This is a genomic window from Pseudomonas sp. CFBP 8772 (assembly GCF_014841665.1).
Lineage (GTDB): Bacteria > Pseudomonadota > Gammaproteobacteria > Pseudomonadales > Pseudomonadaceae > Aquipseudomonas > Aquipseudomonas graminis_B.
In genome coordinates this window covers 102838-126528 of sequence record NZ_JACYUI010000013.1, presented here as the reverse complement: position 1 = coordinate 126528, position 23691 = coordinate 102838, and the positions used below count along the sequence as shown (strand labels likewise).

The window sequence follows — 23691 nt, the reverse complement described above, 5'->3', positions numbered from 1 at the left end:
GCGGGACGCAATCGTGACAAGTCGTAACGGGATCCTAATCAGCGAAGCTTTCGTGAACCTTTCAACTACCTTTCAGGAAGCTTTCAACTGATCCGCCTCAAGCGCAGGAGGTGGCTGTTCCCGCGCGCCGGACCTTCACAGACGACGGCGCCCCTGTAAACTCGGCCCATAAAATGCCCACTCTGGAGAAGTCGATGCGTGTCCTGCTCGTCGAAGATCATCTGCAACTGGCTGAAAGTGTCGCGCTGGCCCTCAAGAGCAGCGGCATGACCGTTGACGTTCTGCACGACGGCGTCGCAGCTGATCTGGCCCTGAGCAGCGAAGAATATGCCGCGGTGGTGCTCGACGTCGGCCTGCCGCGCATGGACGGCTTCGAAGTGCTGGCGCGTCTGCGGGCGCGGGCTAAGAACACGCCCGTGCTGATGCTGACGGCCCGCAGCGACGTCAAGGACAGGGTCCACGGCCTCAACCTCGGCGCCGACGACTACCTGGCCAAACCCTTCGAGCTGTCCGAGCTGGAAGCGCGGGTCAAGGCGTTGTTGCGCCGTAGCGTACTGGGTGGCGAACGCCAGCAACGCTGCGGGGAGCTGGTCTACGACCTCGACACCCGCCGCTTCACCTTGGGCGAAGAACTCCTCACGCTGACCTCCCGCGAGCAATCAGTGCTCGAATCGCTCATCGCCCGGCCCGGTCGGGTGATGAGCAAGGAGCAACTGGCGGCCCAGGTATTTGGCCTGGACGAAGACGCCAGCGCCGACGCCATCGAAATCTACGTGCACCGTCTGCGCAAGAAGCTCGACGGGCACCCGATTGCGATCGTCACGTTTCGGGGTCTGGGTTATCTGCTGGAAAGCCGGGATGCTTAATCCGTTCCCTTCAGCGGAAAACAGCCTGCGCTGGCGCTTGCTGTGGAACCTCGGTCTGCTGCTGGTGGTGCTGATGATCGCCAGCGGCATGAGCGCCTACTGGAACGGACGCGAAGCGGCAGACACCGCTTACGATCGCACTTTGCTGGCCTCGGCGCGGACCATCGCTGCCGGGTTGTCGGAACGCGACGGCACCCTCAGCGCCGACGTGCCCTACGTGGCTCTGGATACCTTCGCCTACGACAGCGCGGGACGCATCTACTACCAGGTCAACGACATCAATCAGAAGCTCATTTCGGGCTACGAAAATATTCCCGCGCCGCCCCAAGGCACGCCGCGCACCGACGCCTATCCGGCGCTCGCCAAGTTCTACAGCGCGCGTTATCAGGGGCAGGATGTGCGAGTGGTGAGCCTGCTCAAGGCCGTGAGCGAGCCGAACATGAACGGCATGGCCGAGATTCGCGTGGCGGAAACCGAAGAGGCGCGGGTCGACATGGCCCAGGCCCTGATGGCCGATACCCTGCTGCGTCTGGGCATGCTCGGCAGCGGCGCTCTGCTGCTGGTCTGGTTCACGGTCAGCGCCGCGTTGCGACCCCTGGACCGCTTGCGCACGGCGGTGGAAGAACGCCAGCCTGACGATTTGCGCTCGTTGCCGCTGGTCGAAGTGCAGCACGAGCTGCGTCCGCTGGTCAGCTCGCTCAATCATTTCACCGAACGGCTGCGCATGCAGTTCGAGCGTCAGGCGCAATTCATCGCCGACGCCGCCCATGAATTACGCACGCCGCTGGCTGCATTAAAGGCGCGGCTGGAGCTGGGGCTGCGTGATCAGGAGCCTGCGGCGTGGCGTAACACGCTGGAGAGCGCCGCCTCCGGCACCGACAAACTGACCCACCTGGCCAACCAGTTGCTGTCGCTGGCACGCATCGAAAATGGCGCGCGGGCCATTGCGGAGGGCGGCGCACAATTGCTCGACCTCAGTCAGCTGGCCCGGGAGCTGGGCATGGCGATGGCGCCGCTGGCCCATGCCCGGGGTGTGGCATTGGCGCTGGAAGCCGAAGAGCCGGTGTGGATGCGCGGCGAACCCACGTTGCTCAACGAACTGCTGAGCAACCTGGTGGATAACGCCCTGGCTCATACCCCGGCGGGCGGCAACGTGATTTTGCGTGTTCATGCGCCGTGTATGCTCGAAGTCGAGGACGACGGCCCCGGCATCCCCGCCCACGAGCGCGAGCGAGTGTTCGAGCGCTTCTACCGGCGTAATCAGCAGAGCAAGGGTTCCGGTCTGGGATTGGCGATCGTGGGGGAGATCTGCAGGGCACACCTGGCGCGTATCACCTTGCATGACGGCGCACAGCGGGGCTTGAAAGTGAGGGTGAGCTTTATGGTGCCGGAGTCGGGGCTGGTGGGGCTGGTTTGACCGGTTAGGTCAACAGGATCAGTACAACAGCGTCATTGCCTGGTTCATCTCGTTGATCAGCCCGCCATCGGCCATGTTCAGGCCCAACCGCGCCACGGCGGGAACGGCCTGAAACTGCAGATTCGAGTACGGCGTGCCGTTCATTTCGTGAATGTGAATCGTCGCGACCTGGACCAGATCCACGTAGTCAGCCTGACCCGAGACACGGCTGAAATTCTGGAATTCCCGGGGCACGATCGCCAGGCCGTCCGGAAAATCCCATGAGCGCAGCAGCCGCTCGCCAATGATCGGATGGATGCGTTCGATGACGTGATTGAGGCTGATCGGGTCGGCGAGCAACTCGTAGTTGTCCTCGGCGTACGTCAGGATCGGCAACACACCAATAAGGTGGATGAGCCCGGCCAGCGTGGCCTTGTCAGCCTTGAGGCGCGCACTGCGGTAACTGAGGACATTACACACCCCGGCCACCTGCATGCTGAGTTTCCAGATGTCGCGCATCTTGGTTTCGATGACGTCGGATTTGGCGTGAAACATCTGCTCCACCACCAGCCCGATGGCCAGGTTACAGCTGTAGTTAACGCCCAGCCGTCGGACCGCCGTCAGCACGTCGCTGACTTCGAAATTGGGCCGCAGCAGGGGGCTGTTGACGACTTTGATCAGCCGTGCGGAAAGCGCGGTGTCGCTGCCGATGACCTTGCTCAGTGCAGCAATGGAGATTTCCGAGTCTTCCGCCGCGAGGCGGATTTTCAGTGCAACTTCGGGGAGAGTTGGCAGAAACAGAGCATCCTTGTCGATCGCCTTGATCAGATCCCTCTGCACTTCGTCAGCCATGCTACTCATATTGGATCTCTGGACATTGCATTCCGGCCAACGGCCGTCCACACGAGGGGACGGCGCTGGCAACTACACCGACGTCTTGCACATGCCTCAACCGGGTTCAACGCTGTGTTTCGAGCTTCGCGTCGAGGGTGTATGGCAATTCGCTCATTTGCAGGGCCTCGCCATCTGCCGCACCCAGATGGATCCGGCCATCTTCCGCCGCATCCGCCTGCAAGACCGCCAGCACCTCGATCCCGACATCAGACCGGGCCGCGATCACAACGTTGCCTACTGCGCTTGAGTGAACCGGCGAAAACAGTGCAGCGCCCGGTTCAGGCAGTTCTGTGCTGCCCATGGTCAGGCGGTACATCCGGCGTTTCAGCTTGCCGAGGTACTGCATGCGCGCCACGATTTCCTGGCCGGTGTAGCAACCTTTCTTGAAACTCACACCGCCCACGGCTTGCAGGTTGATCATCTGTGGAATGAATTCTTCGCGAGTCTGCCCGACCACCTGGCCGATGCCGGCGCGAATCTGCCCCAGCAACCAGTCGTTGAGCGGCGCTTGCGGCACGTGGGCGATCAGCCGGCTGCGCACGTCCTCGGCCTGCTCGACACGTACCCACAATTCGGCGCGGGCAGGGGAGACGCGAATGGCGATGAGGTCATTGACGCGGACCACCGAGTCGGTTTCCTGCGCAAGGTCGAGGCCAAGGCTGACCAGTGCCCCGTCGCCATCCTGCAAGCCGAATCGCACCCAGGACACGCTTTCGTCGGTCAGTTTGGATTTGGAGAAGACAGCGTATTTCTTCAGGTCCAGCAATTGCGCTTCGATCAGCTCGCTGGCCATCGCCAGCAGCACGCCATCACCTTCGAGCAGGATGCGGAAGCTCGACTGCATGCGGCCCTTTTGCGTGCAGCGCGCACCGAGGGTGGCTTTGCCTTCGCTCAGGTAGTCGATGTTGCAAGTCAGTTGGCCTTGCAGGAATTTGCCGGCATCCACGCCGCGAACGGCGAGCACACCTTCATGGGACAGGGGGCAGAAAAATGCTGGAACGGCCATGAGTCATCGCAGGGTAGAAGTCTGGGGCACCATCATAGTGCCGCGTGTCGTTAATGGGTATACGCAAAAAGCTGCGACTAACTGCAAGTACGCCCCGGGACGATGCGCCTGTATACTCGCCGGCAAATTCGAGGAGCCCTCCATGGTCGAAGATGTTGAACTCAATCGCCTCTTTTGGCACAGCCGTCGCGGCATGCTCGAGCTGGACGTATTGCTGGTGCCGTTCGTCAAAGAAGTCTACCCGACGCTCAATCAGGTCGATCGCGACCTCTACGTGCGCCTGCTGACCTGTGAAGATCAGGACATGTTCGGCTGGTTCATGCAGCGCGCGGAATCCGAAGATCCGGAGCTGCAACGCATGGTTCGGATGATCCTGGACCGTGTCCAGCCGAAGTGATCGCTTCGAATGCCGTTGGCAGCCTTCCCGGGCGCTGCTGGCGGCGTACCTCGTCACGCAAATCCTTGCGCTGGCGTCGACCGTTTTCCTTTCAATTCCCTTGTGGGCAAAAGCCATCGGCGTCTTGCTGTGCGCCTTGCACGCAGCACGCAGTCTCCGGACGTTCATTCTGCTGGACCGGCCGCAGTCATCTACGGGGCTGCGCCGTGACGGCAGCGGCTGGGCGTTGTGCAGCGAGGAGGGCGGCTGGCACCCGGTGCAGCTACGCCCCGACAGCCTGGCGCTGCCGCACCTGGTTGTGCTGCGTTTCCGGCGGATGACGGGCCATTGGCTGAGCCGCATGTGGGTACGAAGCCTGTGCATCCCGGCAGACGCCATGGCCCCGGACAGTCACCGACGCCTGCGTTTGCGCCTGAAGTTCAGCCGGCGAAGGTGGGCGGCACCAGAATAGTGTCCAGCGCTTCGGGCAGCATGTCGGGGTAATCCAGCGTGTAGTGCAGACCCCGGCTCTCTTTGCGCGCCATCGCTGAAGCAATCATCAGCTCTGCCACTTGGGCCAGGTTGCGCAGCTCGATCAGATCGCGACTGACCTTGTAGTTGCTGTAGAACTCGTCGATCTCGTCCAGCAACAGCCGCACCCGATGCTGGGCGCGCTGCAGACGCTTGTTGGTGCGCACGATGCCCACGTAGTCCCACATGAACCGACGCAGCTCATCCCAGTTGTGGGCGATGATCACGTCTTCGTCGGAATCGGTCACCTGGCTCGAATCCCATGCCGGCAGGTTTTGCGGCTGGGGGACGTGCTCAAGCTGAGTCACGATGTCTGCCGCAGCCGAGCGGGCGTACACGAAGCATTCCAGCAGCGAGTTGCTGGCCATGCGATTGGCGCCGTGCAGGCCGGTGAAGCTGGTCTCGCCGATCGCATACAGTCCAGGCACATCGGTGTGGCCCTGTTGGTCAACCATAACGCCGCCACAGGTGTAGTGCGCCGCCGGGACCACCGGAATCGGTTGACGGGTGATGTCGATACCGAACGTGAGGCAACGCTCGTACACGGTCGGGAAGTGGTTCTTGATGAAGTCTTCGGACTGGTGACTGATGTCCAGAAACACGCAGTCGGCGCCCAGGCGTTTCATCTCGTGGTCAATCGCCCGGGCAACGATGTCGCGGGGAGCCAGTTCGGCCCTTGGGTCAAAACGCTGCATGAAGCGTTCGCCATCGGGCAGCTTCAGGTAAGCGCCTTCGCCGCGCAGGGCTTCGGTAATCAGAAAGCTCTTGGCCTGGGGGTGGTACAGGCAGGTGGGGTGGAACTGGTTGAACTCCAGATTGCCCACGCGGCAGCCCGCGCGCCAGGCCATCGCTATGCCGTCGCCGCAAGCGCCGTCTGGGTTGCTGGTGTAGAGGTAGACTTTCGCCGCGCCGCCGGACGCCAGAATGGTGAAACGCGCGCTGTGGGTGTCGACCTCTCCCGTCAAACGATCCAGCACATAGGCGCCCAGGCAACGCTGCCCTTGCAGGCCCAGCCGGGACTCGGTGATGAGATCGACTGCCACGCGCTGTTCCAGCAATTCGATATTGGGGCGTGCGCTGGCCTGCGCCAGCAATGTGCGGAAGATCGCCGCGCCAGTAGCGTCGGCGGCATGAATAATCCGGCGATGGCTGTGACCCCCTTCGCGGGTGAGGTGAAACTCGAAGCCGCCGTCCACGACGGTCGAGGGGTCATCGCGGGTAAAGGGCACGCCAAGGTCGATCAGCCATTGAATGGCCTCGCGGCTGTGCTCGACGGTAAACCGGACTGCGTCCTCATGGCACAGGCCGCCGCCCGCGTTGAGGGTGTCTTCCACGTGTGACTGTATGGTGTCGGCGTCATCCAGCACTGCCGCAACGCCGCCCTGAGCCCAGAACGTCGAGCCGTTCGCCAGATCGCCTTTGCTGAGGACCGCCACGCGCAAATGCCCGGGCAGTGTCAGTGCAAGACTCAAACCGGCTGCGCCGGAGCCTATTACCAATACGTCGTGCTGGAAATGCTGACTCATCTCAGGTACCGGCGTCTAAATGGCCACTAGTATAAGCAAGTGTGGAACGGCACAATGTCCGCGCTTTATGGCAACGGTGAATCACGGTGGGAGCGGAGTGTGCGCCACCTCGCAATCTCCCGCACCCCGTTTGATGGATGCGATCTTTCCCACAGCTTCATATGGATTGAGTCCTACAACTGACAGGGGATGTGTCTTACGGCCAATAATGAACGATGGGAACTTTTCACGAACCCGCACGTTCAATAGTGGGTTGCCCATAAAGGAACAGCGTCGACGTTACGCAGTGGCAGTTTCCAGCCAGTACGAACGTTTTTGACGACAAGATTATTTACGCAGCCGACCTGGTTCGAGCGGCGTTTTCTGTGCGGGCAGCAGACGCCCGCCGGAAACTTGCTTGAAGGGGGGAGAACTTTTGCTTAAAGCCCGAGTCTATGTTTGCAAGCCTGCGAAAGAGCCGATGCGATGCTCCTTTAAGCTTTATGAGGAGTGTTCATGCTAACCCAGGAAGAAGATCAGCAGCTGGTTGAACGCGTACAGCGCGGCGACAAGCGAGCGTTTGATCTGCTAGTGGTGAAATATCAGCACAAGATTCTTGGGTTGATCGTGAGATTTGTTCACGACACCCACGAAGCCCAGGATGTTGCGCAAGAGGCATTTATCAAAGCCTATCGCGCACTTGGTAACTTCCGCGGTGACAGTGCGTTTTATACGTGGCTTTACCGTATCGCCATTAACACGGCGAAGAACTATCTGGTGTCGCGAGGTCGGCGTCCGCCGGATAGCGATGTCAGATCGGAAGACGCGGAGTTCTACGATGGCGATCACGGCCTCAAGGACATCGAGTCGCCAGAACGGGCATTGCTGCGGGATGAGATCGAAGGCACCGTCCATCGAACCATCCAGCTACTGCCAGAAGATTTGCGTACAGCTTTAACGTTGCGTGAGTTCGACGGTCTGAGTTACGAAGACATTGCCAGTGTCATGCAATGTCCGGTTGGTACCGTGCGCTCTCGCATTTTTCGCGCTCGGGAAGCCATCGACAAAGCCTTGCAACCTCTGTTGCAGGAAACCTGAGACAGCGGCGATAGCCACAAGAGAGGAACCGCCATGAGTCGTGAAGCCCTGCAGGAATCGCTGTCCGCGGTGATGGATAACGAAGCGGACGAATTGGAACTGCGTCGGGTGCTTAGCGCCATTGAAGATGCAGACACACGAGCCACCTGGTCCCGTTATCAGATTGCCCGTGCAGCAATGCATAAAGAACTGTTGCTGCCTCATCTGGATATTTCGGCTGCCGTTGCTGCCGGAATCGCTGATGAAGTCAGCCCGTTGAAGGCCGGTCGCGGCCCTTGGCGTACGCTGGGTCGCCTGGCGGTAGCCGCCTCGGTGACTGTTGCCGTTCTGGCTGGTGTCCGCTTGTACAACCAGGACGAAATTACCGGGGCGCAACTGGCTCAGCAATCTCAGCCGGCCAACGTCGCAATGCCGCAGGCCAAAGGCCCGGCGGTGCTCGCAGGCTACACCGAGGGCGAGCAGTCCCCGGGTCCGATGGCCAGCGGTGTGCTGCAGAACCAGGCCGGTTGGCATGACCAACGTCTGCCAGGTTACCTGCGTCAGCATGCTCAGCAAGCTGCCATGAAAGGCGCTGAAGGCGCTCTGCCATACGCTCGTGCTGCAAGCCTGGAAAACCGTTAAGGAGGATCATGCGCGCCATCCCTCTACTGCCGCTTCTGCTGGGTGGATGGCTGGTCCTTCCAGCTCATGCCGATGACGCGCAAGACCAGCTGAAACGTCTTGCGCAGGCCGAGCAACGGCAAAGCTACACCGGCACATTCGTTTACGAGCGTAACGGAAGCTTCTCTACTCACCGAATCTGGCAGCGCGTCGCCGACGGCAAGGTTCGCGAGCATCTACTTCAACTGGATGGCTCTCCTCAGGAAGTACTGCGCGTCGACGGGGTTACCCAGTGCGTGAGCGGTACCCTCGAAGAGGGTGTGTCCAGCGTTCCCGATTCTCCGGCCCGAGCTTTAGATGCTGCCAGGTTGTCATCCTGGTATGACATCAAGTCAGCAGGTACCTCGCGTGTTGCCGGACGTGTGGCCAATGTGGTGACGCTTACCCCCCGTGATCAGCACCGCTACGGCATCGAACTGCACCTCGACAGTGAAACAGGTCTGCCATTGAAGTCGTTGTTGCTCAGTGACAAGGGCCAATTGCTCGAGCGCTTCCAGTTCACCGACCTCAACACCTCGCAGTCGCTGACTGATCAGATGCTGTCGCCAAGTGGTGACTGCAAGCCGGTTGAAGTGGCCAGGTCCAAAGCAGATGCGCCAAAGCAGAATGTTGTGTGGCGCTCGGACTGGTTGCCTCCCGGTTTTGACCTGAGCAGCGCTGCCGCACGCAAGGATCCGGACTCGAAAAGTCTTGTGACGAGCCTGATGTATGACGATGGCCTCGCCCGTTTTTCGGTGTTCGTCGAGCCCGTCACTGGCGCCGCGGTCACGGACATCCGCACTCAGTTAGGGCCAACCGTTGCCGTCTCCCGTCGCGTAACCACACCCAAGGGTGATGCGATGGTGACCGTGGTGGGCGAGATCCCCATCGGGACCGCCGAGCGCATTGCGTTGTCGATGCGCGACGATGCTGCGACCACGAGCAAGAACTGATTCTGCACGCCGGTGATGGCCACTATGAAAAAGGTTTCATTCGGTCGTTTCACGTTCACAAGCCTTTAAATATGGGCTTCACTGGTACTGCTGAAATGTTTAGTGCGCTTTGTCGGTTGCAATCGGGTGTATTTTTTTCTATAGGTCACAGCTTCGCAGCTGTGGCCTTTGTTGTTTCAGGGTCCAGGAAACTGGAGCAGACACAGGTGTCACGGGAAGCCGCGACACACAGATGCTTCGCGAGCCTGCGGGCTCGTACCGCTTAACCATGCTCGTTGTAAACGGGAGCCATATGTCGATACCACGCTTGAAACCTTACCTGGCCTGGATGGCCGCTGTGCTGATGCTTGGACAGGTCTTCACCGCTCAGGCCGAAGCCCTGCCGGACTTCACCTCTCTGGTGGAGCAGGCTTCCCCTGCAGTCGTCAACATCAGTACGCGTCAAAAACTGCCGGACCGCGCGGTTGCCCAGGGTCAGATGCCTGATCTGGAAGGCCTGCCACCGATGCTTCGTGAATTCCTTGAGCGCAGCACGCCGCCAGGCTCCCGTGCGCCAGGGGGCGGCAAGGGGGATCGCCAGCGTGAGGCGCAGTCACTCGGCTCGGGCTTCATCATCTCCGCCGACGGGTTCATCCTGACCAACAATCACGTGATCGATGGTGCCGATGAGATTCTCGTGCGTCTTTCAGATCGCAGCGAAATGAAGGCCAAGCTGATCGGCACCGATCCTCGTACCGACGTCGCGGTGCTGAAGATCGACGGCAAGGACCTTCCCACCGTCAAGCTGGGTAATTCCGACAAGCTGAAAGTCGGGGAATGGGTGCTGGCGATCGGCTCGCCGTTCGGCTTCGATCACTCGGTGACCAAAGGCATCGTCAGCGCCAAGGGCCGCAGTCTGCCGAATGATACCTACGTGCCATTCATCCAGACCGATGTGGCGATCAACCCGGGTAACTCGGGTGGGCCGCTGTTCAACATGGCGGGCGAAGTGGTGGGTATCAACTCGCAGATCTTCACCCGTTCCGGTGGCTTCATGGGCCTGTCGTTCGCCATCCCGATCGACGTGGCGATGGATGTTGCCAACCAGCTCAAGGCCAGTGGCAAGGTCAATCGTGGCTGGTTGGGCGTCGTCATCCAGGAAGTGAACAAAGACCTGGCCGAATCCTTCGGTCTGGACAAGCCGGCCGGTGCGCTGGTGGCTCAAGTGCTTGATGACGGTCCGGCAGCGAAGGGTGGCCTGCAAGTGGGCGACGTGATCCTGAGCGCCAATGGCACCCCGATCGTCATGTCCGCAGACCTGCCGCACCTGATAGGCAACCTGAAGGACGGCAGCAAGGCCGAGCTCGAAGTGATTCGCGACGGCAAGCGTCAGAAGCTCACGGTGACTGTGGGTGCACTGCCGGCCGAAGGCGAAGAGATGGGCGCGGCTGACACCGGTGTTGAGCGCAGCAGCAACCGCCTGGGCGTTTCCGTGGTCGATCTGACCGCTGAACAGATGAAGTCGCTGGACCTGAAGGGCGGCGTCGTCATCAAGGAAGTCCAGGACGGTCCTGCGTCGCTGATCGGTCTGCAGTCGGGTGATGTCATCACTCACCTGAACAACCAGGCGATCACTTCGTCCAAGCAGTTCACTGAAGTGGCCAAGGGCTTGCCGAAGAATCGCTCTGTCTCCATGCGCGTGCTGCGTCAGGGTCGTGCGACATTCATCACGTTCAAACTGGCGGAATAACCCGTCGGGAACAGCAAAAAGGAGCGGTCAGACCGCTCCTTTTTTTGTGCCCCCAGGGTGCATGGCGAGCAGGCGCTGCGCGTGAACGTGACGCCTGATCGTTCCTTCAGGTACAATTCCCGGCTATTTTTGGCGGGCAGTCTGCCTGCGACCTTTTTCGAGTGTTGATCCGTGAGTGATTTGAGTCATATCCGCAATTTCTCCATCATCGCCCACATTGACCATGGCAAGTCGACGCTGGCTGACCGATTTATCCAGATGTGCGGCGGCCTGACCGAGCGCGAGATGGAAGCTCAGGTCCTCGATTCCATGGACCTGGAGCGTGAGCGCGGGATTACGATCAAAGCCCACAGCGTCACGCTTTATTACAAAGCGAAGGACGGGATCACCTACCAGCTCAACTTCATTGATACCCCGGGGCACGTTGACTTCACCTACGAAGTCAGCCGCTCGCTGGCGGCATGTGAGGGCGCGTTGCTGGTGGTCGATGCCGGTCAGGGCGTAGAAGCCCAATCCGTCGCCAACTGCTACACCGCTATCGAACAGGGCCTGGAAGTCATGCCGGTCCTGAACAAAATTGACCTGCCCCAGGCCGATCCGGACCGGGTCAAGGAAGAAATCGAAAAGATCATCGGCATTGATGCCACCGACGCCGTGGTCTGTAGCGCCAAGACCGGCCTGGGCGTCGACGAAGTGCTGGAGCGTCTGGTTCACACCATCCCGGCACCGACCGGCAACATCGAAGATCCCCTGCAAGCGCTGATCATCGATTCGTGGTTCGACAACTACCTGGGCGTTGTTTCCCTGGTGCGTGTGCGTCACGGCCGCGTCAAGAAGGGCGACAAGATTCTGGTCAAGTCGACCGGCAAGATGCACCTCGTCGATAGCGTGGGCGTGTTCAACCCCAAGCACAGCGCCACCGCTGATCTGAAAGCGGGCGAAGTGGGCTTCATCATCGCCGGCATCAAGGACATTCACGGCGCGCCAGTGGGTGACACCCTGACCCTGAGCACCACCCCGGACGTTCCGGTGCTGCCCGGTTTCAAGCGCATCCAGCCGCAGGTCTACGCCGGTCTGTTCCCGGTCAGCTCCGATGACTTCGAAGACTTCCGCGACGCGCTGCAAAAGCTGACGCTGAATGACTCTTCCCTGCAGTATCTGCCGGAAAGCTCGGACGCGCTGGGCTTCGGCTTCCGCTGCGGCTTCCTCGGCATGCTGCACATGGAGATCATCCAGGAGCGCCTTGAGCGCGAGTACGACCTTGACCTGATCACCACCGCACCGACGGTCATCTTCGAGCTTCTGCTGAAGACCGGTGAAACCATTTACGTCGACAACCCGTCGAAATTGCCAGACCTGTCCACCATCGAGGACATGCGCGAGCCGATCGTGCGGGCGAACATTCTTGTGCCTCAAGAGCACCTGGGCAACGTCATTACGCTGTGTATCGAGAAGCGTGGCATTCAGCACGACATGCTGTTCCTCGGCACGCAGGTCCAAGTGACCTACGATTTGCCGATGAACGAAGTGGTGCTGGATTTCTTCGACCGACTGAAGTCGACCAGCCGCGGTTATGCGTCGCTGGACTACCATTTCGATCGTTATCAGTCGGCCAATCTGGTTCGCCTGGACGTGATGATCAACGGCGACAAGGTCGACGCTCTGGCGCTGATCGTGCACCGTGACAACGCCGCCTACAAAGGCCGCGCGTTGACTGAAAAGATGAAAGAACTGATTCCTCGTCAGATGTTCGACGTGGCAATCCAGGCCGCCATTGGCGGTCAGATTATCGCGCGTACAACCGTCAAGGCGCTCAGAAAGAACGTACTGGCCAAATGTTACGGTGGTGACGTCAGCCGTAAGCGCAAGCTGCTCGAGAAGCAGAAGGCCGGTAAAAAACGCATGAAGCAGGTCGGCAACGTGGAAATTCCACAAGAAGCCTTCCTTGCAGTGCTCAGGTTGGAATAGTCAGGCCCTATGTCACTAAATTTCCCGCTGTTGCTGGTCGTCGCCGTGTTTGTCTGCGGTTTGCTGGCCCTGTTCGATCTGGTCATATTGGCGCCGCGTCGCCGTAACGCGATAGCGAACTATCAGGGCAGCGTGAGCCAGCCTGATGTCGCGGTCGTGGAGCGGTTGAACAAGGAGCCGTTTCTGGTCGAATACGGCAAATCGTTCTTTCCGGTGTTGTTCATCGTTCTGGTCCTGCGCTCGTTTCTGGTTGAGCCGTTCCAGATCCCGTCGGGCTCGATGAAGCCGACGCTGGACGTGGGCGATTTCATCCTGGTCAACAAGTTCTCGTACGGCATTCGCCTGCCGGTGATCGACCTCAAGGTCATCCCGGTCGGAGACCCGCAGCGTGGCGACGTGATGGTGTTCCGCTACCCAAGCGACCCCAACGTCAATTACATCAAGCGGGTGATCGGCTTGCCAGGTGATGTGATTCGCTACACCAACGACAAGCAGTTGTTCATCAACGGCCAGTTGGTGGCCAAGCAGTTGATCGGTTCGGAGCCGGGCACGCTGGGCAGCGCAGAGCTTTACAACGAGAAGCTGGGCGAAGTGGAGCACCAGATCCGTCAGGAAATGAGCCGCTACCGCGCGCCGCCTGATCATGAATGGACCGTTCCGGCCGCGCACTACTTCATGATGGGCGACAACCGCGACAATTCGAATGACAGCCGTTACTGGGATGATCCCAACATTCCCAAGGACGAGCTGGGCATGGTCCCCGACAAGAATATCGTCGGCAAGGCCTTCGCGGTCTGGATGAGCTGGCCTGAACCCAAGCTCAGCCACTTTCCGAACTTCTCGCGAGTCGGTCTGATCAAGTAACCGATGCGGCGCTGCCATTGGCAGCGCCGTATGTCATTCAGGGCCATGTTGCGTGGCCGATCTCGCAGGTGACGAGGAAGGGCTACTCTTGAAAACAATCATGACGTCTGCCGGTCCGCAAAAAGGCCTCTCGTTCATCGGCTGGCTGGTGTTGCTGGCGATTCTGGCCTTCGCCGGAAGCGCTGCCGCCAAGATCGTGCCGCATTACATGGACTACCTGTCTATGAAGAAAATCATCGAAAGTGCCGGCACTGATCGCACGGCAGACATCACCAACGCCGGTGACCTTTACGCCTATGTGGCCAAAGGTATGCAGGTTAATAACATTCGGGATTTGGATTTGAACAAGGCGTTAACTGTGACGACGGAGAACAACAGGTTCCTCGCTCATTTGAACTACGAAAAACGTGAGTCACTGATCCAGAACATCGATCTGGTGGTCAAGTTCGACCACGAATTCAGCGTGGGTAAACCGTGAGCGTTTCATTGAGTCGCCTGGAGCGTCAGCTCGGCTATACCTTCAAGGATCAGGAGCTGATGATCCTGGCCCTGACCCACCGCAGCTTTGCCGGACGCAACAACGAGCGTCTGGAATTCCTCGGTGATGCCATTCTCAACTTCGTCGCCGGCGAAGCGCTGTTCGAGCGTTTCCCCCAGGCGCGTGAAGGTCAGTTGTCCCGTCTGCGCGCCCGTCTGGTGAAAGGCGAGACCCTTGCGCTTCTGGCTCGCGGTTTCGATCTGGGCGAATACCTGCGCCTGGGCTCGGGTGAGTTGAAGAGCGGCGGCTTTCGCCGTGAGTCGATTCTGGCTGACGCACTGGAAGCCCTGATCGGTGCGATCTACCTCGACGCCGGCATGGACATGGCAAGGGAGCGCGTGCTCGCCTGGCTGGCCAGCGAGTTCGAAACCCTGACCCTGGTCGACACCAACAAAGACCCGAAAACACGGCTGCAGGAATTCCTTCAGTCACGCGCCTGCGATCTGCCACGCTATGAAGTGGTGGATATCCAGGGCGAGCCGCATTGCCGAATCTTCTTCGTCGAATGCGAGATCTCTTTATTGAATGAAAAAAGCCGGGGACAAGGCGTAAGCCGTCGCATTGCCGAGCAGGTAGCAGCGGCCGCAGCCCTTATCGCCCTGGGTGTGGAGAATGGCAATGACTGATTCACCTGCAACACGCTGTGGCTATGTTGCCATTGTTGGCCGGCCAAACGTGGGCAAGTCGACGCTGCTGAACCACATCCTCGGCCAGAAACTGGCAATCACGTCGCGCAAGCCGCAGACGACCCGGCACAACATGCTTGGCATCAAGACTGAAGGCGCCGTGCAGGCGGTCTATGTCGATACCCCCGGCATGCACAAAAACAGCGACAAAGCGCTTAACCGCTACATGAACAAGACCGCTTCGGCAGCGTTGAAAGACGTCGATGTGGTGATTTTCGTGGTCGACCGCACCAAGTGGACCGAAGAGGACCAGATGGTTCTCGAGCGCGTGCAGTACGTGACCGGCCCGTTGATCGTGGCGCTGAACAAGACCGATCGCATCGAAGACAAGAGCGCGCTGATGCCGCATTTGTCCTGGCTGCAGGAGCAACTGCCGAACGCCCAGATCATCCCGATCTCGGCGCAGCAGGGGCATAACCTGGAAGCGCTGGAGAAGGTCATTGCCGATCAGCTGCCGGAGAATGAGCACTTCTTCCCGGAAGATCAGATCACCGACCGCAGCAGCCGTTTTCTCGCAGCGGAACTGGTGCGCGAGAAGATCATGCGTCAGCTGGGTGCCGAGTTGCCGTACCAGATCACCGTCGAGATCGAGCAATTCAAGCAGCAGGGCAAGACGCTGCATATTCACGCGCTCATTCTGGTCGAACGCGACGGGCAGAAGAAAATCATCATTGGCGACAAGGGCGAGCGCATCAAGCGCATTGGCTCGGATGCGCGTCGTGACATGGAAGTGTTGTTCGATTCCAAGGTCATGCTCAATCTGTGGGTCAAGGTCAAAGGCGGCTGGTCCGATGACGAGCGCGCGTTGCGTTCGCTGGGTTACGGCGACTTGTAATCTAAGCAGTCTGGTTGTGCCGAACACGTGTGGGAGCGAGCTTGCTCGCGAAGAGGATGTGACATTCAGCATTTGATGTTGACTGGGATCGCCTGTTCGCAGGCAACCTCACTCCCACAGTCGTTTCAGATTGCCCGTCCGGCCGCGTTCTTTCATCGAGATAGCCATGTCACAAACCCCTCCCGTCGGTCAGCTCGCTTATGTGTTGCACAGCCGTGCGTACCGCGAAAACAGCGCACTGGTCGATTTCATTACCCCGAAGGGTCGCTTGCGTGCGGTGTTGCGCAGCGCTCGGGGAAAGGCGGGGACGATGGCGCGTCCGTTCGTGCCGCTGGAAGTCGAATTTCGCGGGCGGGGCGAGCTGAAGAACGTGGGGCGCATGGAAGGCGTCGGCGTCGCTACGTGGCTGGAAGGCGAGGCGCTGTTCAGCGGTCTCTATCTCAATGAATTGCTGATTCGTCTGTTGCCCGCCGAAGACCCGCACCCGGGCGTGTTCGAGCATTACGCTGCGACCCTTGTGGCCCTGGCCGAAGGGCGCGCGCTGGAACCGTTGCTGCGCTCGTTCGAATGGCGGCTGTTGGACGATCTCGGTTACGGCTTTGCGCTGGATGCAGACGTCAACGGTGATCCCCTGGCCAGCGACGGCCTGTACCGGCTTCAGGTGGACGCAGGCCTTGAGCGGGTGTATCTGTTTCAGCCGGGATTGTTTCAGGGCGCCGAATTGCAGGCGATGTCTGAAGCGGACTGGACTTCGCCGGGCGCGCTGTCGGCGGCCAAGCGTCTGATGCGCCAGGCCCTGGCCGTGCATCTGGGTGGGCGGCCGCTGGTCAGCCGTGAATTGTTTCGCAAACTCTAGCGTCCAGCGGCGCAAACCTAGAAAATCCTTCCTCGCTTGCGCAATCAGCCACTACTGGCTGGCACCGCCACAGTAATCAGGAGAACCCCGTGACCCACAGCACTCGCATTCTGCTCGGCGTGAACATCGACCACGTTGCTACCCTGCGCCAGGCCCGCGGGACGCGCTATCCCGATCCGGTCAAGGCCGCGCTGGATGCCGAGGAAGCGGGTGCCGACGGCATCACCGTGCATTTGCGTGAGGACCGTCGGCACATTCAGGAACGCGATGTATTGCTGCTCAAAGACGTGCTGCAAACGCGCATGAATTTCGAGATGGGCGTCACCGAAGCGATGATGGCGTTCGCCGAGCGCATTCGGCCGGCGCACATCTGCCTGGTGCCGGAAACCCGTCAGGAACTGACCACGGAGGGCGGGCTGGATGTCGCCGGTCAGGAAGCGCGCATCAAGGCGGCGGTGGAGCGGTTGTCTGCCATCGGCAGCGAAGTGTCGCTGTTCATCGACGCCGATGAGCGCCAGATTGCCGCGTCGGCCCGGGTTGGCGCGCCGGCCATCGAGCTGCACACGGGCCGTTATGCCGATGCCGAAACCCCGGCGGCCGTCGCCGAAGAGCTCAAGCGCGTTGCCGATGGCGTTGCTTTTGGTCTGGCCCAGGGCCTGATCGTCAATGCCGGTCATGGTTTGCACTATCACAACGTTGAAGCGATCGCGGCGATCAAGGGCATCAACGAACTGAACATCGGCCATGCGCTGGTGGCCCATGCCCTGTTTGTCGGCTTCAAGTCCGCGGTATCGGAGATGAAGGCGTTGATTCTGGCAGCGGCGAGTTCTTCTCACCGCCAGTGATCTGAAGGGACGACCACCATCGCCTTCGCGAGTAAGCTCGCTCCCACGGGTGATTTGTCCGCAATGACAGCTGCGGTGTTGTCATGCTCCACGAGCGCGCGCGATGGCGCCGTTGTGGGTTTACGGCTTGCGCCCAACGATCACCGCACGCCGCGGTGCAGGCAGTCCTTCCACGGTCTTGCTGTGATCAGCGGGATCGAGAAAGTCGCTCAACGATTGAAAGCGCATCCAGTCGGTGCCGCGCTGTTCCTCTACCGTGGTGGTGCTGACGTCGACGCAGCGCACATCCACAAAACCCGCGCGGCGCAGCCACAGTTTCAGCGCGGGGACTGATGGCAGAAACCACACGTTGCGCATCTGTGAGTAGCGGTCTTCCGGCACCAGCACCTGATTCGCGTCGCCTTCCACCACCATGGTTTCCAGCACCAGCTCGCCGCCTTTGACCAGGCAATCCTTGAGTGCCAGCAGGTGATCGATGGGGGATTTGCGGTGATACAGCACGCCCATGGAGAACACCGTGTCGAAGCCTTCCAGCCGCGCGGGTAGATCTTCCAGGGTGAACGGCAGGTGCCACGCCGGCAGGTCCGGCAGGTAGCGCTGCATGGCCTGGAACTGGCAGAAGAACAGCCAGTTCGGGTCAACGCCGATCACGCTGTCGGCCCCGGCCCCCAGCATGCGCCACTGGTAATAGCCGTTGCCGCAGCCCACATCCAGAACGCGCTTGCCTCTCAGATCAAGGTGCGGCGACACCCGCGACCATTTCCAGTCCGAGCGCCATTCGGTGTCGACGTGCACGCCAAACACATCAAAAGGGCCTTTGCGCCACGGCGACAGGCCCATCAGCGCCGCGCGGGTCTGCTCGCGGGTGGCGTCGTCGCAGTCGGCGTCGAGGATGAAATCGTCCTTGAGCTCGATGCGGCTTGGCGTCAGATCAGGCAAGGCATTCAGGGCGCCTTGCCAGCGTTCGAGGTCGCCATGACCCTTTTCCATCTTCGCGTCGAGTTGCGCCTGCAGGCCTTGGGCCCAGGCATACAGTGGCGTGCCCGCCAGACGGCGGACCAGGGGAGCGAGATCAATCATGGCAGGGCAATCAACGAGGCGAAATTAAGGCACTGAAACCAGGGCACGACTTTACTGAAACCGGCGGCCAGCAAGCGTTCGCGGTGCTGCTCAAGGCTGTCGGGCTTCATCACATTTTCGATCGCGCTGCGTTTCTGCGCGATCTCCAGCTCGCTGTAACCGTTGGCGCGCTTGAAGGCGACGTGCAGATCGCTGAGCAGCGCGTGCTCTTCGGTGTCATCAAAGCGCAGCTTCTCCGACAGGATCAGCGCGCCGCCGGGCAGCAGCGACTGGCGGATGCGAGTCAAAAGGGCGAGGCGTTGCTCGGGGGCGATGAACTGCAGGGTGAAGTTCAGGGCAACGACAGAGGCCGGCTGAAACTCGAGACCCAGGATATCGCCGTCGATGACCTCCACCGGCAGCAACTCCTGGTACATCGAGTCCTGGGCGTTGAGGTATTCGCGGCAGCGCTCGACCATGGCCGACGAGTTGTCGATGGCGATCACCCGACAATCTTCAGTGCGCACATGCCGGCGCAACGCCTGAGTGACGGCGCCCAGTGAGCTGCCCAGGTCGTAGAGCACGCTGTGGGGCTGGGCGAACTGCGCCGCGAGCACGCCGAGGTTTTCGACGATGGTCGGGTAGCCCGGTACCGAGCGCTTGATCATGTCCGGGAACACCCGCACGACGTCTTCGTTGAAAGCGAAGTCGGGCACCTGGGGCAGCGGCTGGGCGAATAGGCGGTCGGGTTCTGGGCTCACGGCGATTCCGGGTGACAAGGCGAAAAGTGCGGCATTTTAGCCAATTCCGTCCCTCGGCTGGAACCTCATCTCATCGTTCGTGTGCAGACGTTTGCCCCTCAACGGCAAAAGCCGCCCCGGTTGCACCTGGGCGGCTGAGACGCAAGCCGTGTTATCAGTATGTCCAGCTTACCGATGCGGTTAAGTTGCGTGGATCACCGAAGTTGCTTTGGTTGTAGCGCAGGCTCTGTTGGTATTTCTCGTTGGTGAGGTTGTTGAGGTTGAACTGGGTGCTCCAGTGCTGATCGATGTCATAGCGGGTCATCAGGCCGATGAGCGCGTAGGCCTCCTGCCGGGCGGCCGGTGCGTCGTCGTTATGGGTCTTGCTCTGCCAGCTCAGGCTGCCGCCGACCTTGACCTTCGGTGCCATTGGCAACTGGTAGGTCATGGACGACGTCAGGGCGTGGCGCGGGATGAATTTGCGCGCACGGCTGTCGTTGTCGTCGGTGATATAGACGTAGGTGTACCCGCCGTTGATTTGCAGGCCGGGTGCCACTTCGCCGGACGCTTCCAGCTCCAGGCCGCTGCTGTCGTAGGACATCGCCTCGTACACGTAGCCGCCAAGGCTGGCGTCATACACCGAACTGCCCGGCACGTTGTCCTGCTTGGCATGGAACACCGCTGCGCTGACGTTGAGCTTCTTGTCCAGCAACTGGCCCTTGATGCCCGCTTCATAGCTTTTGCCTTCAAGGGGATCGAGCACCCGGCCTTGGCCGTCGAGGTAATACTGCGGATTGAAGACTTCGGTGTAACTGGCGTACAGCGCGTATTCGGGGGTCAGGTCGTAGACGATGCCGGCGTACGGCGTGACTTTGCCGTGAATGCGCACCTTGCGCGCGGAGCCGTAGTTGTCGCCATTGCTGTCGGCGCTGAGCATGCGGGCACCGGTGATCAAATGCAGGTCGTCGGTCAGGCTGAAACGCGCGCCGGCGTAGACGCTCTTCTGGCGATCGGTGTAGTTCGACGTCGCAGCGGGCAACGCGGCGACGTAATTCGGCCGCGGCAGGTAGCCATGCAGCGCATCTTCAAGGGTGACAGGCGAGTAGTTGAGTATGTCGCCATACTGCGAGGATTCGCGGTTGCGCTGGCGTGCAGCGTTCGCCCCCAGCGTGAGTTGATGTTCGCGACCGCCCAGCATGAAGGGGCCGCTCAGGGAGTAATCGCCACTGAGTTCGAGGTTTTTGTCTTTGTACTTGGAGCCCAGACCGCTGTAGCCGGTCGGCGAGTCGGTGGAGCTCAACATGTAGAACATCTCGGTGTCTTCGCGGTGCTCGGCGCCGGCGACGGTCAGCTTCGACTTCCAGTCATTGGCGAAGGTGTGCTCCCACTCGGCAAACGCGCGTTGCGTGTGAACATCCCAATGCACCCACGGCTGGGAAATATTGGAATGGGTGCTGCTGTAATGGATGGCGTTGCCATTGCCATCGACCAACGGCAGTGCGCCCCAGCTTGAGCCATTGGCGTTGGTTTTCTGGTCTTCGTAACCAAGGGTCAGCGTGTCACTGTCGCTCAAGTCGAATGCCAGCAGACCGCTGAAGATGTTCTTCTCGCGAGAGTAGCGATCAAGGTATGAGTTGCCGTTCTCGTTGGCGTAGATGACGCGTCCGCGCACGTTGCCTGAGTCGGTCAGTGGCCCGGAAACGTCGATGTCCACCCGGCGTTTGTCCCAGGAACCGGCAGTCACGTCGATCTTCGCCTGGGGATCGTAGGTCGGGCGTTTGCGGATGAAGTTGACCGTGGCCGAAGGGTTGCCGGATCCGGACATCAAACCGTTGGCGCCGTGAACGATATCGACCTGTTCGTAGGGCGCCAGGTCAATGTCGCCCACCAGCAACCCATTGGTCATCGGCATGGCCGTGCCGTCGTACTGGAAGTTGTTGATGTCGAAACCGCGCGCGGTGAAATAGGTGCGGTCAGTTTCGACTTTTTGCACGTTGACGCCGGGGGTACTGGTTAATACGTCGCGAATGCTGTTGAGCTTGAAGTCATCCATTTGCTCGCGCTTGATGTTGGTAATACCTTGAGGCGTTTGCTGTTTGGTCAGGTCCAGCCGGGTAGTGGTACTGCCGGGTTTGCCTTGATAACCGAGCGGGTCGCCGGTGTCACCGTAGGTGGCCGTTGACGTCACGTCGGTGGCGGGCAGGCTGAGCGCTGTGTCTTCGGCATTCGCTGTGTTAAGCACGCTCAGTGCGATTAACGAAAGGGCCTTTGGGCAAAAGGGGATCGAGTGGCGCATGGCGGGCGAAGCTCCGGCGAATGTAACGAATGATGATGGTTCTCAAGTATCGGCAAGTTATAATTGAGAATCAATGTCATTTATCGATGTTCACCCCACCGCATTAAAGCTTTCCCATCCTCAGTCGAAGAACCTTAGTTGCAACCCATTTCATTACCAGACACAGGGAACCGTGGCATGCATGCGTTCAAGGCGTTGTACGAGTCCGTCGAGCGGCAGTTTTTCGATTCTTTGACCAAGAAGCTGTCGAGCCTTTTCCTGATGGTGATGGTGAGCGCCCTGGTGTACTGGGTGGCCGTGAGCATCCGCGCGGACATTCTGCTTCAGTTGCGCAGCGCGCAGTTGCCGGCGGGGACGCTAGGCATGATCGAAGGCAAACTCGATGTGCTGAGCAACGCCATTCTGGGCAGTACGCTGTTCACCCTGTGCCTGGTCAGTTTCATGGTCTGGTATTTCCGCCACCTGATCGTGCGGCCGGTGACCCAGATGACGCTGGCGCTGGAAGGCATTGCCAATGGCGAGGGCGACCTGTCCAAGGACTTGCCGCTGTTGACCCATGATGAAATTCGCGTGCTGGCGAGCACCTGCAACCGGTTTCTCGCCAAGCAGCGGGAGATCATCAGCAGCGTTCAGGCGCTGACCGTGCACATTGCCGTGGAGTCCGCGCGCTCGCTGAAAAACATCAGCGATTCCAGCGACAGCGCGACCCATCAGGCGCGCTTCGCCAGGGAAGTCATGGAGCAGAGCAACGACGCAGTCGGGCGGATTGCCGAGGTGTCCCGGCAGACCCAGGGCATTTCCGGGACCACCGCGCAGAACCTCAGCATGGCCCGAGACTCCTACACCGAGCTGCTGGAAGTGACCGGCAACATCAGTGAGATTTCCACCAGCCTGAATGAGTTCGGTACGCTGGTGTCGGCGTTGAACCAACGCTCGTCGAGCATCAAATCCATCGTCGGATTGATTCAACAGATTTCCTCCCAGACCAACCTTCTGGCGCTCAACGCGGCGATCGAGGCGGCGCGTGCGGGGGAGAGCGGCCGTGGTTTCGCGGTGGTTGCCGACGAAGTCCGGACCCTGGCCCAGAACGTCAGTCGTGCCACCGAAGACATTTCCCAGAACATCGACGCCATGCTGCTGGAAGTGAGCTCGACCCACGAGCAGACCACCCAGATCAGCCATAGCGCCCGGGAGACCCAGAAAGTGGTCGAGCGCGCGTCAGGGCATTTCGAGAGCATGATCGGCGATTTCGAATCCACTCACATCAAGTTGGAAGACATCGCCTCGCACATCTTGCAGTTCGCCGACAGCAACACCGGCATCAATAACCGCGTCACCCAGATTCATGCGGACAGCCAGTCCATCGACCAGCGCATGCAGCATTCCGCTACCGCCACCCGCGATCTGTCGGGCGTGGCGGAAAAGGTCCAGGCGCTGCTGGGACGCTTTGTCCTCGGGCACGGCGCGCTGGACGCCGGCATTACCCGCGCCTGTCATTGCCGCGACCGACTCCAGGTGCGTCTGGCCGCGCTGCAACGTGAAGGGGTCAACCTGTTCGATCAGAACTACAAACTGATCCCCGGGACTGACCCCAAGCAATACACGACCAGCTACAGCGAGCGCTTCGCCCAGATCTGTCAGGAGGAGTGCGACGCGCTGACCAAAGGCACGCTGGGGGGCAAGGTCACCTTCATCGTTGACGCCAAGGGCTACTGCCCGGTGAATAACAGCTGGGTGTCGAAAAAACCTACGGGTGACCGGGCTGTCGACCTGCCGGTCTGCCGGAACAAGCGCATGTTCGCTGACCCCATCGGCCTGCGTGCAGCGGGTAACCAACAGCGCTTCCTGTTGCAAACCTACCTGCGCGACACGGGGGAAATCATGACCGAGATCGACGTGCCGTTTTTCTTCGACGGCCGTCATTGGGGCAACTTGCGCATGGGCTTCGATGCGGCGCAGTTACTGACCGAATGACGGGGCTTACGCCAGTGCTTGGCGACTTGCATGGACG

22 protein-coding genes are annotated in these 23691 nt (G+C 60.3%); 16 read left to right on the top strand and 6 right to left on the bottom strand.

The genetic code is table 11. The annotated features are described in order from the left end of the window. Positions 1-194 precede the first annotated feature (194 nt). Both IFT99_RS22375 and IFT99_RS22370 read left to right on the top strand, forming a co-directional pair. Positions 195-866 (top strand): response regulator, encoded by a 672-nt coding sequence (locus IFT99_RS22375; RefSeq protein WP_192135230.1) that lies wholly within the window; start codon positions 195-197, stop codon positions 864-866. Continuing rightward, positions 859-2283 (top strand): sensor histidine kinase, encoded by a 1425-nt coding sequence (locus tag IFT99_RS22370; RefSeq protein ID WP_192135228.1) that lies wholly within the window; start codon positions 859-861, stop codon positions 2281-2283. The genes IFT99_RS22375 and IFT99_RS22370 overlap by 8 nt, the downstream gene beginning before the upstream one ends. A gap of 18 nt (positions 2284-2301) precedes the next feature. Here IFT99_RS22370 and IFT99_RS22365 read toward each other — a convergent pair whose 3' ends face one another. Then, entirely contained in the window at positions 2302-3123 is an 822-nt protein-coding gene (locus IFT99_RS22365; RefSeq protein ID WP_065992430.1) for an HDOD domain-containing protein, read from the bottom strand. A gap of 97 nt (positions 3124-3220) precedes the next feature. Further along, entirely contained in the window at positions 3221-4162 is a 942-nt protein-coding gene (gene ygfZ / locus IFT99_RS22360) for a CAF17-like 4Fe-4S cluster assembly/insertion protein YgfZ (RefSeq protein WP_192135226.1), read from the bottom strand. 142 nt (positions 4163-4304) lie between these two features. Here ygfZ and IFT99_RS22355 point away from each other — a divergent pair, with 142 nt between their 5' ends. Further along, entirely contained in the window at positions 4305-4559 is a 255-nt protein-coding gene (locus IFT99_RS22355; protein WP_065992433.1) for an FAD assembly factor SdhE, read from the top strand. Continuing rightward, on the top strand, positions 4543-5010 hold the full coding sequence (locus IFT99_RS22350; RefSeq protein WP_192135224.1) for a protein YgfX: 468 nt from the start codon (positions 4543-4545) through the stop codon (positions 5008-5010). The genes IFT99_RS22355 and IFT99_RS22350 overlap by 17 nt, the downstream gene beginning before the upstream one ends. On the opposite strand, the gene nadB is transcribed toward IFT99_RS22350, so the two are convergent. After that, positions 4979-6595: an L-aspartate oxidase gene (nadB, locus tag IFT99_RS22345; protein WP_192135222.1), complete on the bottom strand. Its 1617-nt coding sequence runs from the start codon at positions 6593-6595 to the stop codon at positions 4979-4981. The two genes, IFT99_RS22350 and nadB, sit on opposite strands and share 32 nt — an antisense overlap. Before the next feature lie 495 nt (positions 6596-7090). Here nadB and rpoE point away from each other — a divergent pair, with 495 nt between their 5' ends. The 11 genes from rpoE (at position 7091) to pdxJ (ending at position 17585) form a co-directional block, all read left to right on the top strand. Continuing rightward, entirely contained in the window at positions 7091-7672 is a 582-nt protein-coding gene (rpoE, locus tag IFT99_RS22340; RefSeq protein WP_037014368.1) for an RNA polymerase sigma factor RpoE, read from the top strand. A gap of 33 nt (positions 7673-7705) precedes the next feature. Continuing rightward, positions 7706-8293, top strand: a complete 588-nt coding sequence (locus tag IFT99_RS22335) for a sigma-E factor negative regulatory protein (protein WP_192135220.1) — start codon at positions 7706-7708, stop codon at positions 8291-8293. A gap of 8 nt (positions 8294-8301) precedes the next feature. Further along, complete coding sequence (locus IFT99_RS22330; protein WP_192135218.1) at positions 8302-9264, top strand: MucB/RseB C-terminal domain-containing protein; 963 nt, start codon at positions 8302-8304, stop codon at positions 9262-9264. A gap of 292 nt (positions 9265-9556) precedes the next feature. Next, complete coding sequence (locus IFT99_RS22325; protein ID WP_197986076.1) at positions 9557-10993, top strand: DegQ family serine endoprotease; 1437 nt, start codon at positions 9557-9559, stop codon at positions 10991-10993. Positions 10994-11164: 171 nt separating this feature from the next. Next, a complete protein-coding gene (gene lepA, locus IFT99_RS22320; protein ID WP_065992448.1) occupies positions 11165-12961 on the top strand; it encodes a translation elongation factor 4 in 1797 nt (598 codons plus the stop codon). 9 nt (positions 12962-12970) lie between these two features. Then, on the top strand, positions 12971-13825 hold the full coding sequence (lepB, locus tag IFT99_RS22315; RefSeq protein WP_065992450.1) for a signal peptidase I: 855 nt from the start codon (positions 12971-12973) through the stop codon (positions 13823-13825). Between the two features lie 100 nt (positions 13826-13925). Continuing rightward, entirely contained in the window at positions 13926-14303 is a 378-nt protein-coding gene (locus tag IFT99_RS22310) for a DUF4845 domain-containing protein (RefSeq protein WP_192135293.1), read from the top strand. Next, positions 14300-14989, top strand: coding sequence for a ribonuclease III (rnc, locus tag IFT99_RS22305; RefSeq protein WP_065992454.1), 690 nt, complete (start codon positions 14300-14302; stop codon positions 14987-14989). The genes IFT99_RS22310 and rnc overlap by 4 nt, the downstream gene beginning before the upstream one ends. Continuing rightward, a complete protein-coding gene (gene era, locus IFT99_RS22300; RefSeq protein WP_065992456.1) occupies positions 14982-15884 on the top strand; it encodes a GTPase Era in 903 nt (300 codons plus the stop codon). The genes rnc and era overlap by 8 nt, the downstream gene beginning before the upstream one ends. 166 nt (positions 15885-16050) lie before the next feature. Further along, entirely contained in the window at positions 16051-16740 is a 690-nt protein-coding gene (recO, locus tag IFT99_RS22295; protein WP_192135216.1) for a DNA repair protein RecO, read from the top strand. A gap of 89 nt (positions 16741-16829) precedes the next feature. Continuing rightward, a complete protein-coding gene (pdxJ, locus tag IFT99_RS22290) occupies positions 16830-17585 on the top strand; it encodes a pyridoxine 5'-phosphate synthase (RefSeq protein ID WP_192135214.1) in 756 nt (251 codons plus the stop codon). A gap of 120 nt (positions 17586-17705) precedes the next feature. Here the strand turns inward: pdxJ and cmoB are convergent, their stop codons facing one another. From cmoB to IFT99_RS22275, 3 genes are all read right to left on the bottom strand, one after another. Beyond that, positions 17706-18665 (bottom strand): tRNA 5-methoxyuridine(34)/uridine 5-oxyacetic acid(34) synthase CmoB, encoded by a 960-nt coding sequence (cmoB, locus tag IFT99_RS22285; RefSeq protein ID WP_192135212.1) that lies wholly within the window; start codon positions 18663-18665, stop codon positions 17706-17708. Continuing rightward, positions 18662-19405 (bottom strand): carboxy-S-adenosyl-L-methionine synthase CmoA, encoded by a 744-nt coding sequence (gene cmoA / locus IFT99_RS22280; protein WP_065992462.1) that lies wholly within the window; start codon positions 19403-19405, stop codon positions 18662-18664. The genes cmoB and cmoA overlap by 4 nt, the downstream gene beginning before the upstream one ends. A 154-nt stretch (positions 19406-19559) precedes the next feature. Then, complete coding sequence (locus IFT99_RS22275) at positions 19560-21680, bottom strand: TonB-dependent siderophore receptor (RefSeq protein ID WP_192135210.1); 2121 nt, start codon at positions 21678-21680, stop codon at positions 19560-19562. A 177-nt stretch (positions 21681-21857) separates the two neighbouring features. Between IFT99_RS22275 and IFT99_RS22270 the strand changes: the two genes are divergently transcribed. Next, the gene (locus IFT99_RS22270) at positions 21858-23654 is read left to right on the top strand and encodes a methyl-accepting chemotaxis protein (protein WP_192135208.1); all 1797 of its coding nucleotides are present in this window, start codon (positions 21858-21860) and stop codon (positions 23652-23654) included. Positions 23655-23691: the final 37 nt, after the last annotated feature.

What these genes read in the sequence shown, in the direction of transcription:
- IFT99_RS22335 (WP_192135220.1), top strand. Translation starts at nt 7,706, where the DNA reads ATGAGTCGTGAAGCCCTGCAGGAATCGCTGTCCGCGGTGATGGATAAC.
- IFT99_RS22325 (WP_197986076.1), top strand. Translation starts at nt 9,557, where the DNA reads ATGTCGATACCACGCTTGAAACCTTACCTGGCCTGGATGGCCGCTGTG.
- IFT99_RS22310 (WP_192135293.1), top strand. Translation starts at nt 13,926, where the DNA reads ATGACGTCTGCCGGTCCGCAAAAAGGCCTCTCGTTCATCGGCTGGCTG.
- IFT99_RS22370 (WP_192135228.1), top strand. Translation starts at nt 859, where the DNA reads ATGCTTAATCCGTTCCCTTCAGCGGAAAACAGCCTGCGCTGGCGCTTG.
- IFT99_RS22270 (WP_192135208.1), top strand. Translation starts at nt 21,858, where the DNA reads ATGCATGCGTTCAAGGCGTTGTACGAGTCCGTCGAGCGGCAGTTTTTC.
- era (WP_065992456.1), top strand. Translation starts at nt 14,982, where the DNA reads ATGACTGATTCACCTGCAACACGCTGTGGCTATGTTGCCATTGTTGGC.
- lepB (WP_065992450.1), top strand. Translation starts at nt 12,971, where the DNA reads ATGTCACTAAATTTCCCGCTGTTGCTGGTCGTCGCCGTGTTTGTCTGC.
- IFT99_RS22275 (WP_192135210.1), bottom strand. Translation starts at nt 21,680, where the DNA reads ATGCGCCACTCGATCCCCTTTTGCCCAAAGGCCCTTTCGTTAATCGCA.
- cmoB (WP_192135212.1), bottom strand. Translation starts at nt 18,665, where the DNA reads ATGATTGATCTCGCTCCCCTGGTCCGCCGTCTGGCGGGCACGCCACTG.
- recO (WP_192135216.1), top strand. Translation starts at nt 16,051, where the DNA reads ATGTCACAAACCCCTCCCGTCGGTCAGCTCGCTTATGTGTTGCACAGC.
- IFT99_RS22365 (WP_065992430.1), bottom strand. Translation starts at nt 3,123, where the DNA reads ATGAGTAGCATGGCTGACGAAGTGCAGAGGGATCTGATCAAGGCGATC.
- IFT99_RS22355 (WP_065992433.1), top strand. Translation starts at nt 4,305, where the DNA reads ATGGTCGAAGATGTTGAACTCAATCGCCTCTTTTGGCACAGCCGTCGC.
- IFT99_RS22330 (WP_192135218.1), top strand. Translation starts at nt 8,302, where the DNA reads ATGCGCGCCATCCCTCTACTGCCGCTTCTGCTGGGTGGATGGCTGGTC.
- ygfZ (WP_192135226.1), bottom strand. Translation starts at nt 4,162, where the DNA reads ATGGCCGTTCCAGCATTTTTCTGCCCCCTGTCCCATGAAGGTGTGCTC.
- IFT99_RS22375 (WP_192135230.1), top strand. Translation starts at nt 195, where the DNA reads ATGCGTGTCCTGCTCGTCGAAGATCATCTGCAACTGGCTGAAAGTGTC.
- rpoE (WP_037014368.1), top strand. Translation starts at nt 7,091, where the DNA reads ATGCTAACCCAGGAAGAAGATCAGCAGCTGGTTGAACGCGTACAGCGC.
- nadB (WP_192135222.1), bottom strand. Translation starts at nt 6,595, where the DNA reads ATGAGTCAGCATTTCCAGCACGACGTATTGGTAATAGGCTCCGGCGCA.